Source organism: Elusimicrobiota bacterium (assembly GCA_040757695.1).
In the GTDB taxonomy this organism is placed as follows: Bacteria; Elusimicrobiota; UBA8919; order UBA8919; family UBA8919; genus JBFLWK01.
The window spans coordinates 1-15,917 of sequence record JBFLWK010000054.1 but is presented as its reverse complement, the minus strand read 5'-3'; the positions used below and the strand labels follow the sequence as shown (position 1 = coordinate 15,917).

The 15,917-nt window shown below is 35.6% G+C and carries 15 protein-coding genes, 1 tRNA gene and 1 pseudogene; all 17 read right to left on the bottom strand.

Annotation, left to right across the window (positions count from 1 at the left end):
• The coding region (locus tag AB1349_09305; protein ID MEW6557536.1) for a carboxypeptidase regulatory-like domain-containing protein at positions 1–5,026 on the bottom strand (5,026 nt) is incomplete at its 3' end.
• Between the two features lie 21 nt (positions 5,027–5,047).
• Entirely contained in the window at positions 5,048–5,485 is a 438-nt protein-coding gene (locus AB1349_09300) for a hypothetical protein (GenBank protein ID MEW6557535.1), read from the bottom strand.
• Positions 5,486–5,520: 35 nt separating this feature from the next.
• Positions 5,521–5,889: an HI0074 family nucleotidyltransferase substrate-binding subunit gene (locus tag AB1349_09295; protein MEW6557534.1), complete on the bottom strand. Its 369-nt coding sequence runs from the start codon at positions 5,887–5,889 to the stop codon at positions 5,521–5,523.
• Positions 5,886–6,197 (bottom strand): nucleotidyltransferase domain-containing protein, encoded by a 312-nt coding sequence (locus AB1349_09290; GenBank protein MEW6557533.1) that lies wholly within the window; start codon positions 6,195–6,197, stop codon positions 5,886–5,888. The genes AB1349_09295 and AB1349_09290 overlap by 4 nt, the downstream gene beginning before the upstream one ends.
• A 47-nt stretch (positions 6,198–6,244) precedes the next feature.
• Positions 6,245–7,228, bottom strand: coding sequence for a metallophosphoesterase (locus AB1349_09285; GenBank protein MEW6557532.1), 984 nt, complete (start codon positions 7,226–7,228; stop codon positions 6,245–6,247).
• Positions 7,229–7,283: 55 nt separating this feature from the next.
• Positions 7,284–7,356, bottom strand: a tRNA-Lys gene (locus tag AB1349_09280).
• A 3-nt stretch (positions 7,357–7,359) separates the two neighbouring features.
• Positions 7,360–8,445: a tyrosine-type recombinase/integrase gene (locus AB1349_09275; protein MEW6557531.1), complete on the bottom strand. Its 1,086-nt coding sequence runs from the start codon at positions 8,443–8,445 to the stop codon at positions 7,360–7,362.
• Positions 8,446–8,515: 70 nt separating this feature from the next.
• Positions 8,516–8,701 (bottom strand): helix-turn-helix domain-containing protein, encoded by a 186-nt coding sequence (locus AB1349_09270; protein MEW6557530.1) that lies wholly within the window; start codon positions 8,699–8,701, stop codon positions 8,516–8,518.
• Positions 8,702–8,704: 3 nt separating this feature from the next.
• Positions 8,705–9,013, bottom strand: coding sequence for a hypothetical protein (locus AB1349_09265; GenBank protein MEW6557529.1), 309 nt, complete (start codon positions 9,011–9,013; stop codon positions 8,705–8,707).
• The gene (locus tag AB1349_09260; protein MEW6557528.1) at positions 9,013–9,294 is read right to left on the bottom strand and encodes a hypothetical protein; all 282 of its coding nucleotides are present in this window, start codon (positions 9,292–9,294) and stop codon (positions 9,013–9,015) included. Before AB1349_09260 ends, AB1349_09265 begins: the two co-directional genes overlap by 1 nt.
• A 55-nt stretch (positions 9,295–9,349) precedes the next feature.
• Positions 9,350–9,904, bottom strand: coding sequence for a helix-turn-helix domain-containing protein (locus AB1349_09255; GenBank protein ID MEW6557527.1), 555 nt, complete (start codon positions 9,902–9,904; stop codon positions 9,350–9,352).
• A 252-nt stretch (positions 9,905–10,156) separates the two neighbouring features.
• A complete protein-coding gene (locus AB1349_09250; protein MEW6557526.1) occupies positions 10,157–11,404 on the bottom strand; it encodes a hypothetical protein in 1,248 nt (415 codons plus the stop codon).
• Between the two features lie 632 nt (positions 11,405–12,036).
• A pseudogene (locus AB1349_09245) lies at positions 12,037–12,180 on the bottom strand (IS110 family transposase).
• 96 nt (positions 12,181–12,276) lie between these two features.
• Entirely contained in the window at positions 12,277–12,777 is a 501-nt protein-coding gene (locus tag AB1349_09240; protein MEW6557525.1) for a hypothetical protein, read from the bottom strand.
• 371 nt (positions 12,778–13,148) lie between these two features.
• Positions 13,149–14,066, bottom strand: coding sequence for a PorV/PorQ family protein (locus tag AB1349_09235; protein ID MEW6557524.1), 918 nt, complete (start codon positions 14,064–14,066; stop codon positions 13,149–13,151).
• A 45-nt stretch (positions 14,067–14,111) separates the two neighbouring features.
• Positions 14,112–14,402, bottom strand: a complete 291-nt coding sequence (locus AB1349_09230) for a thermonuclease family protein (protein ID MEW6557523.1) — start codon at positions 14,400–14,402, stop codon at positions 14,112–14,114.
• A 13-nt stretch (positions 14,403–14,415) separates the two neighbouring features.
• A partial coding sequence (locus AB1349_09225) for a T9SS type A sorting domain-containing protein (protein ID MEW6557522.1) occupies positions 14,416–15,917 on the bottom strand: 1,502 nt, incomplete at its 5' end.

Genomic DNA, 15,917 nt, shown 5'->3' with positions numbered 1-15,917 from the left:
CATCCAGTTCTGCTACAAGTTCACCTGCTATGTTGTAGACCTTGATATTTGCTTTTGCAGTCAAGCGGTCAAATACAACACCTGTGCCTTCTTGCGGGTCTGAGAACTTTGCATCAGCACCTGTTGCACCGGGCTTGTACGGGTTCGGATAAACCTTTACATTCTCTAAATTATCCGCAGTAGTAGATAACCTGATTTTTGCACTCTTTTGTGTAGTATTACCACATTTATCTTTTACCTTGAGATATACTGTCTTAATACCTTCACCTTCTGAGAGTGTCCAATTTTTTGTAGTATTGATTTTTTCCCAGCTACCGCCTGATGTGTAGGAATCATTAGAAATCCACATCTTATTAGCACCTGACAGTTCGTCGGTTACTGTAAGTGCCAATGTTACACTTCTTGAATTTGTAACCGCATTCCATGAACTACCGTTTATCGCAAAGTCAACAATAACAGGTGCAGTTGTATCCTGTGGTAGCATACTGACATGCAGGTCTGTTACTTCAGGTGGCACGGATACGACACTGCTTTGTTTATCATTATACCAATCTGCTGTGACTTTTACATAATAATTTCCTGCTTGAACATCCCAGCCGTAATAGCCATCATCACTTGTTGATTGTGGATTTATAGTTGGGTCATAACTGACTTTAGACTGGTCTGCTTGTTCAAATTGTGAAGTAGCCGGATTATACCAGTATAAAGTCACAGTTGCACCTTCTATCTTTTCACCGTTATCACTATTGAACACATAGCCGGATGGGTCTACTAGTTCAACAGTACCGTAGACAAACTCTATAACTTCTCCATCTTTGGTGATAATTTTGATGATGATATCATTAGTTTCCATATAATTCCCTTGTGGTATAGTGAGCGTTCCCGAATATGTATAGATATTATTTTCATAACTTTCTGAGAGCAGGTATTCAACATCTTTATAGATTGCCCACACTTTATCTGCCTGATAAGAGAGCGGGACACTCACATCTACTTTTCGTTCCAATGCACTGCGAGACATAATTAGCATCATCTGGCCTGTATTCGGGTCGTATTTCACAGCACCGCCGGTAACTTGTGGTGTTGTAGAAACTGCTGGCGGTATGAACTCGCCAGTATAGTCAATATCATCAGTAAAGACTGCGAAATTACCGGCTTTATCTTTTGCTTTAAGGTACACAGTTTTTGTACCGGTTGATTCAGACAGCGACCAGCGTTGCGTAGCATTGTAATCCTTCCAGTGTGTATAATTCTCACCATCATTAGACAGAGCGATTTTTTGAACACCGCTTGGTGAAACATCTGTTAACGAAAGTGATAGTTTCACATATTTAGATTTTGTAGTTGTTGCGGTTGCATAATTGATAACGAACCTACCTGATGGTGCTATTGTATCACGCCAGACAACGAAGTTCATATTAGTTGTGTCAGTAGATGCGGGCACATTTATATATGATGCATCTCGCCAATCACTCACACCATATTCGGTTGTTGTTGAATAATACACAGCACGTACAAACTCCCAATCCGGTGTGTAGTGATACATCCAGATCGTATAGTCACCTGCTGTAAGTCCTTCTATTTTGTAATTCCCGGAATAATTATAATCAGTATAAGCCCACCCCCTTGTAGTAGACCAATCCTCTTTGTGTGCATTCAAGTAGAATCTGAACCCTTCCGGGTAGGCATCACCATTCTGGTCAACAACTTTGCCTGAGATAGAACTTGTTTTTGATAATGAGAAGTTGACGGTGGTAGTTACACCTGAAGAGACAATCACAGCATCACCTGCCCACAAAGATGTTTTTCCACTGTATACTGATCTAATATAGCCTGAAGAACTTACTTCAATCTGGTATTTATCTATTGGCAGTTCTGTAAGTTGGTAATAGCCGGTAGCGTCTGTTGTTACAGAACCTGCATACATATAACTTGTATAATTATACAGATATACATTCGCACCTTGGATACCTGTAAGTGTTGCTGTATCTTTAATTATGCCTGAAATTGTGCCTACTACACCGACTGGTGCAGCGACAAAATCCTGATAATCCCAACTGTAATATAGCCGCCAGATATATTTGTCTTTTGGACTGAATCTGTAATCTGTTGAAGTTGGTTTAATGATATATGAACTAGTAGTAAGGTTTGTGAATTTGTAAGCACCATTTGCATTAGTTGTGACTTCTTGAATTGTGGTGCCATCAGTAGTTGTAGACAGTTTCACACTAACCCCGCTTACACCATTACCTGAAATATCAGTAATTTTACCGCTGATAAACAGCCCTTCTTTCGCTTTGCAAGAGAAAGTATTAGAAATCGCGCTTACTACGCCATCTGCATTGACCGCAACTATATTGAAGTAATACAATTGACCTGCTGTCAAGCCCTCTATTATTTTTGTACCTTCCCACCAGCCCGCAGGCAGTGGTGTCCAATTCTGTGTATATGTGGTTGCATTATCAAATTGTGTGCTGTTTGTAATCGGGTTTGTTGAATACTTCAGAATATAATACGCCGCACCAACTGGAGCAGACCAGCCGAGATATACCTGACCCGGATAATACCCTGTCCATGCATAAAGATTTGCTATTCTTGCAGGTAGTGCTGGTCTTGTTCGTGTAGAGATTGTTGTATCAAACGCAGTTGCAAGCTCATCGCCATTAAACGCATTCACTTTAAACCAATAAGAAGTAAGAGGCAAGAGGTCAGAAGCAAGATAAGAAGTAGAAGTATAATTATCTGAAAATGCTTTTAATGTAGTAGGAGATGTAAATCCACTATCTAATGACCGCAAGATTCCATATCTTGTGCCAGAAGGATTATCACTTGACCAGTTCAGCGTAATCGTAGTTGATGAAATCTGCGTAATCTGCGTTCCTGACGGTGGGTTCGCAAGTGTATATTTTGAAGCTGTGGAAGATGAATTTGTGCCAGTAGAATTATAAACCTCAACATAGCGTGTGTATTGAGTATTCACAGAAAGGTCTGTTTCAGTCCATGAGGTTGCGTCTTCTGCTAAACTTTTGATTGTTCCACCTGTAGATGTTTTTACACGGAAACCGGTTTCATCTGAAGAATTATCAGTCCAAGTCCAAATAATAGATGTAGTAGCAGGGCTTGTCCCTGCAAAACCCGTTGGTGCAGCAGGTGCAGTAGGTGCTACTGGTGACGAGATAACTATGTTCAGCGGTGTTATACCACCTGCTGTAACTGTGAATGTTGCGTTGGATTCATAATAGTGTTCTCCTGGATCAAGGTTACCGTTAAGAGAAGAGTAGTTATCAATAAACGCGGTAATTTTTACAGGATTCCACGCAGTTGCAACTGCTACAGTATAATTTCCAACAGCTATATTAGTGCTTGGCATAAGAACCCAACTCCCAAAATTCGGGTCAGTTGTAGCAGTACCACTCGCTATTATCAGAATCACTCCTGTCTGTGTGCTTGTTTTTGTAATACTTCCTGAAATACGACCCCAATCATACAGCGTGATATTTCCAACATCTACATTTTGAGCGGATGGCATATATATTAGTGCAGGATTTACCAAGCCAACATTGACATTCCACGGCTCTCTGTCGACATCAGGGTTCCCATTACCGTTAACATCCCTGAATGCAAGGATATAGAATGTATTAGGAACTGGCAGTTCTGAGGCAGTGAAGTTGCCTGATGCGTTCATCGTAGAAAACACGATACCACCTGCGATGCTCGGCGGCGTTGCTATTGCTATGGTTGCTATCACTATTGCATAATTCCCTGAAAGCGGTCCTGAATAAGTAACGCCACCCGAAATTGTCCCTGCTGATGGTGGTGCATCGGGTAATTGATACCTGATTGTGCAGTAGTCCCAATTTGTACCGTTATTTGATTGTCCCGTAACATATACATTGCCGGAATTGTCCACCGCTATATCAGAGCCCACATCACCACTCCCACCATTAAATGCAGCAGAGGACTGAAATACAAGTGATGAATTATATTTTATTGTCACATAGTCATTATTTGTGCCGTTATTTGAATAACCAGTAACATATACATTGCCGGAATTGTCCACCGCTATACCTTTGCCAGAATCAGCACCTCCACCATTAAATACAACAGAGGACTGAAATACCAAAGAACTATTATATTTTATTGTAACACAGTCATCATTTGTGCCGTTATCTGAACGACCAGTAACATATACATTGCCGGAATTGTCCACCGCTATACCAAAGCCCCAATCATCACTTCCACCATTAAATGCAGCTGAGGACTGAAATACAAGAGAACTATTATATTTTATTGTCACACAGTCATAATTTGTGCCGTTATATGAATAGCCCGTAACATATACATTGCCGGAATTGTCCACCGCTATACCATCGCCACGATCATCATACCCACTATTAAATACAGCAGTGGACTGAAAGACCAATGAACTATTATATTTTATTGTTACACAGTCAAGATTTGTGCCGTTATATGAATAGCCCGTAACATATACATTGCCGGAATTGTCCACCGCTATACCATCGCCACTATCATTATACCCCCAATTAAATGCAGCAGAGGATTGAAATACAAGTGATGAATTATATTTTATTGTAACACAGTCATCATTTGTACCGTTATTTGACCAACCAGTAACATATACATTGCCGGAATTGTCCACCGCTATATCATAGCCACCATCATTATTCCCACCATTAAAAGTAGCGGAAGAAAGGACATTCCCTGCTGCATCGTATTTTATAGTGAAATAATCATTTATATTAACCCCTATTGATGAATACCCAACAACATATGTATACGGTCCGCCTATTGTAATTGTATCAACCGCCACATCCTGGCCAGAGTCATTGCTTGTGCCATCATAGACCGCACCACCGGACTGTGAAAAATCACCGGTGAAACCAGCATAGAGGCAAGAAATAGAGACAGCAAATAGCGAATAGCAAATAGCAAAGACACTTAATCGCTTAATCGCTGTTTGCTTAATCGCTGACTTTCTGTTCCGTGTCTGTTCTGCGTTTTTCATAAAACCCCCTCACACAATTTTTTATCTCTCTAATTTTACAAGTCTTTCTTCGTGATTCTCTATTCTTATATTTATCCTGTCAATTTTATCGCCGAGTTCCTGCCTTACACCTTGTATTTCATCCTTGAGTTCCTGCCTTACACCTTGTATTTCATCCTTGAGTTCCTGCTTCGTTTCTTCAAGTTTTTGATTTGTTTCATCTATTTTTTTGTTTAAATCTTCTCTAACAACTTTTAATGCAACCTTTACATCACCTATTTCTTGCTTCACATCTGCAATATCTGCTTTAAGTTCGTTTCGGAAACCATCTACTTTCATGTTGATACCTTCCGCCAAACCTGTAAACTGTTTGGAAAGGTTTTCAAAAAGAACTACATATTGCTCTTTCTTGCTAAATGGCTCTTCACCGCCTGACTGGTGTCGGGCAGGTAATTTTTTGTTGTTTTTTTTCATTTTCAATATGATTTTACAAAATTAAAAAACTTTTGTCAAATTTAATCTTCAGTTTGTAATTTTGTCAGTAGTTTCTTGAACATTTCCGTATATTCTGGTAACCGAGTATAAACCTGTTCGGCAGACTCTTCTTTATAGAGATGCGTCGTTAAATTTCTATCGTCAATCATTTTCAACCATCTTTCATCATAATCAATTAGGGCTAACTGGAAAGCGGTCTTAAAACACTCCCGTGGTGAGTTACATTCAACACCTTGATTTAGAGAATGAATTCTGATTGATTTCCATGCGAGGTCAAAACAGAGTTCAAATCGTTTTATTGCAGAATCTCTAACAATATCAGTTTTTTCTAAACCCAAAACTTCATCCAAACGGGTAATTGCTTTTTGGAAATCTTTCAGAATAGTCATAACTCAATTGGTTCTTTATACTTTAACGCTTCCTGTTTAAATTCCTCTGAAACATTCTTAAAATCAACAAAATCAATTTTATACAGAATTGGGAGATTATTCAGGTCGTCTTCAATTGTGATTTTTTTAGCGGATGGGATTTCTTCAGGACCTTCAATACCTATATCAATATCTGCTCGTGGGAAATTAGTTCCTCTGACTCTTGAACCAAAAAAGAAAATCTTGTAAAAATTAGTGTCTAAATAACGACTGACTATTTGTAAAACCTCTTTTTCAAGTTTTTTAACTGGATAATGTTCTAATCGCATTCTATGATTTAGTATAACATAAAATATGCAATTTGTCAAGAGTTTTTTTATATCGTAGAAATTTTTTTTAGTAGCGGTAAAAGTTCTGCTTCTTCAAAAACAGTTTTAACAGTTTTCTGCGCATTCAGTCCACGCTCCCATTTTACAAGCCGAATCATACCAGTTTCAATTTCAATCGTTGTGATACCGTTTTTGTAGCAGCAGCAACCTGTATTGAAATAGCACGGTAGCGGGGTGTCTTCTAATGGCAATTCTTTTTGACCTTTCCGATTATCTCTGAGTGATTGTTTAATTCGGTTTTCTATTGATTTTCTTTCATTATCAGAAAGTGTTCTATCTTTAAGTTTCTGTCGCAAACGGTCTATTTTGGACAATGACTCAAAAAATGCGCGGTGTGTATGCCCGAAAATTGTGAGTATTTTTTTACATTTCGCCCAGTTATAAAACAGTTGTTCTTTTCTATCGCGGATTTTGTAATTTTGGACAATATCGTTTGATGGGATATGCAAAAGTTGCTGGATATTTTTCCATATATTCCTGACAAACCATCTCGAGACTTTCCAGAACTTATCCGATACAAACTCGCCTTGATGACCGTGTGTGATAAAGATTTTATCGCCAAGCATAATCGCTTCATAAATCGTATAAAACGGCAAGAATTTTCGCTGGAATTGTCTGTTTCTCCAGAATATATCGTGATTCCCAAAAATACGATAAAGCCGACCTGTATCAAAAAATTTTTTCTCTAATGCATAAATTTCCGAATATACCGAGTTTACTTTCTCAAAATCGCATTCCCATAGTTCTTCTATATCGCCAACTTCTATAATGGTAAAACCGTTTTCATAATAGAAGTTTAATACAGCGAGATAAATATCTCTGTTAACTGCGAAATCATCACTGCCTGGTTTACCATCGCCTAAATGCTGGTCGGATAAAACTGTGAATCTGCCTTTTTCAATATTTAATGGTATCTTTAATGCTGATTTGTAGACAAGATTAAGTGCTTTAATGGTTGATTTTTTTGACATTATGCTCGTCGGCAATATATACCAATTGGTATATACCAATTGTTAGATAAGAAAATGAGCCCGGCGCGATTCGAACGCGCGACCCCTTGATTAAAAGTCAAGTGCTCTACCAGCTGAGCTACGGGCCCAAATTACATTTTTACCGACGACAAAATAAATTTTTCTTTGTTTAACAACCCGTTAGTTTTTACCTTTGGTGTCCAAATAGTGTCCATCCGTGTGCAAAGAACCTCTACTGCTGACCGCTTGAAATTTGGTGATAGATGCGAATACCTTAATGTCATAGTTAAACTCTTGTGACCTAACAATTCTTTAATTGTCATAATATCTACACCTGCCATAGCAAGATAACTTGCAAAAGTGTGTCTTAAATCGTGAAATCTAAAATTCCTTATTTTTGCAGCTTTCACTGCCTTAGCAAATTTATGTGAAATAGTGTATCTTTTAAACTTTTTCCCATTTGAATCACAAAAAACATATGCGCTATTAGGATTACATTTTTGTTTTAGTTTTTCTAAAAGATTACTTAAAGTGGTATTTACTGGTATATAGCGTATCTCGTTATTTTTTGTATTGGTTACTGTAATCAATCCCCTTACAAAATCAACATTGTCCCAAACAAGATTTATTATTTCGCTTAATCGCATCCCTGTATTAACTGCAAAAATCACTATTGATTTAAGTGGCTCCTTACAAACATCCAACAAGAATTTCAATTCACCTTTTTCTAAGAATCGTATTCGGTGATCATTTACCTTGAACATCTTCACTTTTTTTACAGGGTTTTCTGTTGCCTTATCCCATTCAATAGCTTTAGAGTAAATACATTTCATACAAGCAAGTTCATGATTAACAGTAGAAGGTTTTACTCCGTCTTGAATCCTTTTTGCTTTGTAATCTTCAATCATCTGAGGATTTATTTCAAAAAGATATTTACTTTGAAAAAATGGAATAATGTTTTTTAAATAGTCAACATCGCTTATCCAAGATTTTTTATTTAATTTGGCATATCTTTCAATATATTCTTTTGCCATATTCTCAAAAGTTATTTCTTTTTGTCTTTTAATATCCAGAAATCTATTTTCGGCAATTTCAACTTTTCTTTTTGCCAGAACCTGTTCAGCCAATTTTTTGCTTGGACCTATTTTTTCTCGCTTTCTACGCCCATGAGCATAGTAATCAATATACCAATTCTCACCTTTTTTGTAAATTGCCATTTTTTTATTTTTTTTATCCTTTGTAAGAATTATACTAAAATTAAAGATTTTGTCAATACCACGTACCAAATTAAAAAATTTGTTCTTTCACTTTTTTTTCTTCAATCCATTTGTCAATATCTCTAATATCAAACTTTGTCAGACGACCGCATTTTACGAATGGAATTTTCCGCTGACACACCCAGGCATAAAGTGTGTTCTTGCTCAATCCCATATATTCTGATGCCTCGTTTATATTCAATAATCGTTTTTCCATTTTTTATCCTGATAACGCGAGAAATTTTTTTATATCTTCTAATTTGTATATTTGGCTTATTTTAATTTCGGTTATTTTACCGTTATTGAAACTAAAAACAAGGTTGCCGAAGAAATTGTCTTTTCTTAACCTGTCAATAAATTTTGAGCACAGCCCTACGGGTATGAGAATTTTATTTTCTGCTTTTTCTTTTGGGAAGATTCTTTCTAATTTTTCAAGATATACTATTTCACCCGAAAATATTTTGAAATATAATTTTCCGTTTAATTTATTATTGCCGGATTCAATGATGTGTTTTATATAATCACTCATTATGGAAAAACCCTTTCTACTCTGAATCGTCTGTGTTTTTTTATCAAAAGCCCTGTAAATATTTTTGCGATGTGTTCGCCAACAGGTGTCCCGACATCTATCAATAATCTTCGCAGTCCTTTTTTGTTCGGTCTGAAAATATGATACCCTTCAAACGATATTTTTACCTTTTCTTTTCCAAACACAAATTCAGTATCGCGAATTGCCTGTTTAAAACAGGTTCTTATAACTGAAAGATTGATTTTCGGAAATGTAAACCTTAAAAGTGCTCTTTTAGACATTTTATCCCTCTACTATATATAAACAAGAAAAATCACAAAAGTGGCTCTCTATTTTTTAAGTTTTTTCAGAAAAAATATTTCTTATCTGCTTTATCTCGTCGGAAATTGTGTTTCTTGACTTCTTTAATTTTTTTGCAATTTTTCTTTCTGAATACATATATTCAAGCAACCTACAAATCTTCTTTTGAATTTTGGTTAGTTTTTTCTTTCTTATATTAAAATCCATCCTGCTTAAAACCTGTTTCTCAAAATCCATTTTATCAGGAATAATATCAATAAGAAAAACATTTTCACCGGTTTTGTCGTCCACTATTACTTTATCAAGTGATTCTTTTTCGTAATTTACCCTTTCTTTATTCGTTTTTTGATGTTCTAAAATATTTAATAAGGCGTTTTTCACAATTTCTACAATCATAGATTTCTTTAGTGTCTTATTCTTGGTTTTTGCAGGATACAGTTTATCAGCACATATATCTTCTAACATGTCGTTGAAATTACTGTTTTTGAGTGAATCGTTTGTCGCTCTAAAATTTGCAATCACCCTCTTTACTATTGAAATTTCATCTTCGGAAAAAAGTCCTGTATAATTTAATCCATCCGATAATTCCATAGATACACCTCCAGTTTTTTTTATTCGCTCTGTTAGAAATTGTTCTATCAGGGCTCGCTTTCAGTGTATCTTGGAATTAGGGCTCTCTAATAAAAGTATAACGCAGAATTTAATACTGTCAATGATTGCCCGCATATGGGCTAATTTTGGGCAAGTTAGGTAAGAGGATTATTATCGGTAAATCGGTTTATGAATTGTGTTTTGCCCAACTTGGGCAACTTTGTTGGGCAAGATTTGGGCAAGTTTGGAAAGTTATTTTTTGGTAAGGATGAGTTTGTAGGTATTGCTTTTTATTTGAATTATGTTTTCTCCCAACGCTTTGTTCGTTCTATCAATTGCTTGTTTTATCTCTTTTATTCTTTCGTATAACCGATGGTAATATTTCTTGTGGTACTTTTTTGTATTCGTGGTAATTTTTTTAATATCCCACATTTTGTATATGATTTTCTCGGCTGGGACATATTCATTTTCTTGTTCCTTTAGAATACTTAAAATTTTTGAATGCTTAGCATTACAAGTTCTCTTTTTCTTGTGTCGCCTATCAATATAGTAGAGTTCTTCACCTTCAAATTTAACACTATCTTTTTTTGTTTCTAAACTGTATTTTTGCTTGGGCGGTAATTTTTCTTTCTGCTTGGATTTCAGAGTTTTTAACCTTTGCAATTTGTATGACTTAAAATTAGCAAGTGCTAATTTTACTTCTTCAAAAAATTTTTTATCCTCTGGACTTTCAACAAATGCAGGTTTTCCAGATAATGTATATACTTCCATTATTTTACCATAAAACGAGTTCACTATTTTTTCCGCTTTTTCATTCCATGTCTTTGCCAGATTTTCAGGTGTATCGTATAATGATTTAAACGGCCTTTCATAAATTTGGGATAGGTCTTCAAATGCAGACCAAGTGATAATCTCTTCTATTTTTGTATAGAGTTTTATATAAATCTCCTGAACTTTTTCATTTACTATGAAAAATGAACCTGCATCACAATTTTTTAGTAGGTCCATTAAAACTTCCCATAATTTCTTAAGCAGCGATATTTGTTGCTTAAACAAATTTATTTTATATTCAAGTGACTCTCGGGTTTTTCCTTCCAATTTCTTCAGACATTTTTGTATCGTATTAAATATTTGCTGGTCGGTTTTAGTTAGCGGATATTTTTTTTTACCATTAGTGATATATAGATGATTTACCCTGTTTAAAAAATTATAGCAATCCTCTTTCCTCTCTTTCCATTCTATATCAAAATCTTCAAAATAAACTAAACTTTTAAATGGATACCAGTTCTCGTCTGCTAAATCCTTAAAACATTCTTGGGATAAAATCTCCCTGATTTTGTCTAGTAGTTTTGAGTAATTTTCTGTCGCTTCGTCCGAAAATATTATGAGGCCGCCACTGCTGAAAAAGTCAGTCAGAAAATGAACAAATTGATTATAAAACACTGTCAAACGATAAATTTGTTCGCTGAAAAAATCACTATTATTTTTTTCTGCTGTCATTCTGTTTTCACTTTTCAAATTTGTCAAGATTTTTTTTCCGCCTCGTTATCACATTTTATCTTTGCCTTGTAGTTCATACAGTAAAATGTATATTTTTCAAGCCGTTTATACTTGCACTTTTTATCTCGCTGGTTGCAAATAAGATTAAATCTGTATTTCTTCACAAGATCATTATACTTTTTTCAGGTCAAAAGGCAAGAAAAATTTTGGGGTAGGATTAAGTTTATTATCAATACACAGTAAAAACCAAATTCTTGTCCACAGTATTTGATGGGATTTGGGGCTGGAGTTTCTGTGGGTAGACACTACCTTTCCAGTCGGGATAGGAGAAACTAGATGTGCCGAGTTTAAGCATATAACAAAGTGGGGTGGTCAGCACAAAGAGATTTGGCACTCCAGTAACAACTTTTTTGTGTCAGTTGCCTACACCGACAGTTGAACTGAATCAGGCAGGACTTTGAGTCCTTCGTTCTAATGCCCCGAGTTTTTTCAATCTTTACTCGGTACTTGAACCCGTGCCTAACCACCCCGCAAATTTTACCTATAAGCGTCAAAATACACAAAATTTACATTATGAATACTCCTATGATAAAAATCAAGTTTTGAGTAGAAAATTTACTTTGTTTCAATTTTTATACTAATACAAAATTATTAAAATCTTCAAATACCCAATCATTCTCCAATGTGTTGTAGATTATCTCAAGTATTTTTCTCGCTGTTGCTATTATCGCTTTGCCATTACCTTTTTTGGTCTTTAACCGTTCGTAAAATATTCTCCTTTATTGCTTCTTACTTCCTTAAATTTTGTTTTCAAAGATTAAACAGAAATCGCCTGGCAAGCAGTGAACTTTACAATCCCAACGTGATAGCTATTAATTTTTGCTATTTTCTTTCTTTCGTAAGTTATATTCTCGCCAATATATAATTATACTAATTATTCCATATATCATAATTGATACACCGCTAATGATTACTACACAATTTTGATAATTCTTTTTTATGTACGGAATAACATAACTCCAAAAGATACAACTCCCGCCTATGACCATCTCATTTAATATATGCTTTTCTCTATATGCCCTTTCATGTTTTAAAACCACTTTGTATTTCAATTTCCTGAATTTTCTTAATATTGAATAATCCTTAATGGCAGCAAAGATGAAAAGAAATCCGATAAATATATACCAACCAGTTATATTGTCTGTATTCGTGATTGCCATTGTACCACTGAACGCTATTAGTAAATTTATTAGCCAATCAATTAGATGATTATCTAAAATATATCCAACAATTGTCCTTGTTGTATACCGCACAATAAACAGAATAAACAAAAAGACTGTATTTGCGTAATATAATAAAGTAATTTTATCCATAGTTTTTGGAAATTTAATAACGAAAAATGTCAAACAAACCATGGATACCGCAATGATAAAACTATATTGAGCAACTTTTAAATTCATAAATAGGAGACTATTTTTAAAAAATCAAATCTCTGATAATAAAAATATATATAGGCCCAGAATGAACCTATCCATGTTGAAATTGTTAAAACATATTCTACTTCTTCAGGCTATTTTTCATATATTATATTTATGGTTTTTCCTTCTTCCTTTAATTTGTTATATTTTGCCAAGAGAAAAAATTGGTATATCCATACATAGAAGAATATTAGATAACCAATTGCAAAAAAATCCCAATTATTTTCGCATTATTCATATGAAATTATAGATAGGTCTCTTCCAAACTAAAACTTTACTGAAAAACTTATTCTGTGTGTATTGCCAAGAACGCCATAAGGGACGAAGGCATAGTCGGTGGAGAAGTTGAGTATACGAAGTCCTAAACCACCGCCGAAATCTTTAAAGTCAGTAAGTCGGTAGTCGGAAGTGGGAAGTAGATAACCAGCCCGCAATGCAAGAGGTGTAAACGGGACATATTCTGTGCCGATTGATATTTCTGTTTTGTTATCATAAATTTTTTGCTTAATATCAAGTGCAAGTGTCAATGCTCTTTTTATTGTGTAGCCCGCACCTAATGTCGCTGTTAGCGGTAAATTATAACCCTCAGAGATAAATGTCATTTTCGGTCCGAGATTCTGGAATGAAAAGCCGAAAGTAAAGCGATTAAGCGATTGAGCGAGTAAGCGAGTAAGTAAGCCAATGTCAAAAGCGATACCCGTTGCTGTTTCAGATTCTATTTTCTGTTGTATGATTTTCAGATTAGTGCCTAAACTTAACTGCTTACCTGCTGTCCTGCTTATCTGCTTACTGTAAGAAAATGTCAATGCGGTATCGTAGGCAGAGAAACTGTCAGTTATGTTCCTATTTTCATCCCGTCCCTCTATTTTGCCCTGTGATAAATAAATCACGCTGAAACCGACTGTGCTGTTTTGTAAAGGAAACGCTCCGGCAAGAAAGTCGTGCCGTATATCGCTTATCCACTCAGTATGCTGGGCGGTTATTTCATTCCTGTTTAACTGCGATAATCCGGCGGGATTGTAACTGATTGCGTTTGCGTCGTCTGCTACGCCCACATATGCCCCGCCCATTGAGATTGCTCGTGCGGATGTTCCGATGTTAAGAAAAGACGCTCCGCTGTTTGCAAAACACAGATTACACAGATTGAAAATACAGATTACACAGATAAAAATCTTTCTGGTCATAAAAATCATAAAAAACTCCCGTTTCAGTTTTTGCTAAAATCTTTATTAAATCTTATACTCTGGAAAATACTCGGCAAGATAACGGCCATTATAATAAACATCTGCTACCAATCTTCCATATTTATCAACCGTTTTAACATCTCTAATGTCAACTGTCTTATTTAAAATTAAGTTTGTCAATTTCCTTTTTGCTTCTTCATAGCCAGATTCTCCTTTCTCTGGAGTATCGTACCCTGTAGGACGAACAGCATCTCCTGTTTTATCGTTCCATTTCCAACCACCACTAACTTTGAAAGTATCACCATCTATTATTTCACTGACTATAAAATTTGACATAAATTTGCCTCCTTTATTTTATGACTGCCGCCTTACCTGTTGCCTTTATGTCCGAATATCCGTTTTTCTTCGCCCTTATTGTGTAGATATACACGCCACTGGCAATGTCGGAGACATCCCAAGTGTATTCGTATTCGTATTTTCCATCATTGTTCCTGTCCTGTGGCGATTCTGTAATCTCTGTTGAATGTATAAATTCACCGGCGATGTTGTAAATTCGTATTTCAACTTTGTCGGCAACACCACACTCTATGTGTATCGTTGGATATTTCCCGCCTTTTGCGGGATTGGGATATACATATATCTCACCTTTTACAAAGTCAGAAATTGCACGATTGAGCGCTTGAGATACTGGAGCAGAAGCAAGTAGTGTTGTGGGTTTATTAACTGAAACGGTTGCTTCGCCATTTACATCAGATTCAAGCCCAAAGTAACTGCCAACAGCATTGCCTTTGCCATCCACTTTTATTTCAGAATACGGTGCATAAACAATTGCTGTAAGTTTGCTTTCTCCATCTACTTTTATCTCGCCCGCCTCTATTTTATCATCTTTATCTTTATCCTTTCCTTTACCTTTATTGTTATCATCTTCTTTCTGTTCTTTATCTACAAATATTATTAAATCAGAAATGTTTCCACTTGTATTAAATTTGCTTTTACCAGAAATTTTTACCTTGCCTGTTGAGAGTATGTTTACAACCCCAGAAATATTAACTGTCGCTTCACCTGAAACATCTATCTCTGTGAAATAATAAACTCCAGTTGAAAGTGTTATACTATCTTTATCTGAAATCTTAAATCTCAAATTTTTATCAAGCACCGTTTTACCTTTCTGTGTTAAAAGAATATTTGCATTATTGTTGTTCTGATTCGCATATGAACTAATCAATACCAAATCTATTGGCACCGACGATATTTTTACAGCACTCTCTATTATCTGACCGCTAACCTCTGCCTTCCCATTTAATTTCACTGTCTCACTATAGACATCACCAATAATCTTTGCTTGACCGTTTATATCCACTTCACCATTGCTTCTTACATCACCTGTTACCTGTGCCTTACCATTTATCTTTGCTTCATCTATACCAATTAACGCATAATCAGGAATTATCGTAACAAACACTGTGGAGGATTTTATTGCTTCTGTATTTTCTACATTATCTATTGAATGATGATAAATTGTATGCTCGCCTTCTGTTAATGTAAAACTTGAAATATACCTTATCCACTTACCACTACCTATTCTATACTCGCTAAATTTTACTCCACTGGCAACATTATTGGTTATCGGGTCGTTTGCTGTCAATGTTATCGGTGTTTTGGGTGAGATGTAATTTGTGCCGAATGCAGAAAATTTCGGCTCGCCGATAACAATTTCTGTTACAGGTGGTGTGCCGTCAACATAAAAAGTTTTTGAGTTGATGAGTTCGGTGTTGTTGAGATTATCAACAGCGTAGTATTTTACAGTATGAATGCCTTCGGGAAGAATAAAGTGTATTGTGTATTGTGTAA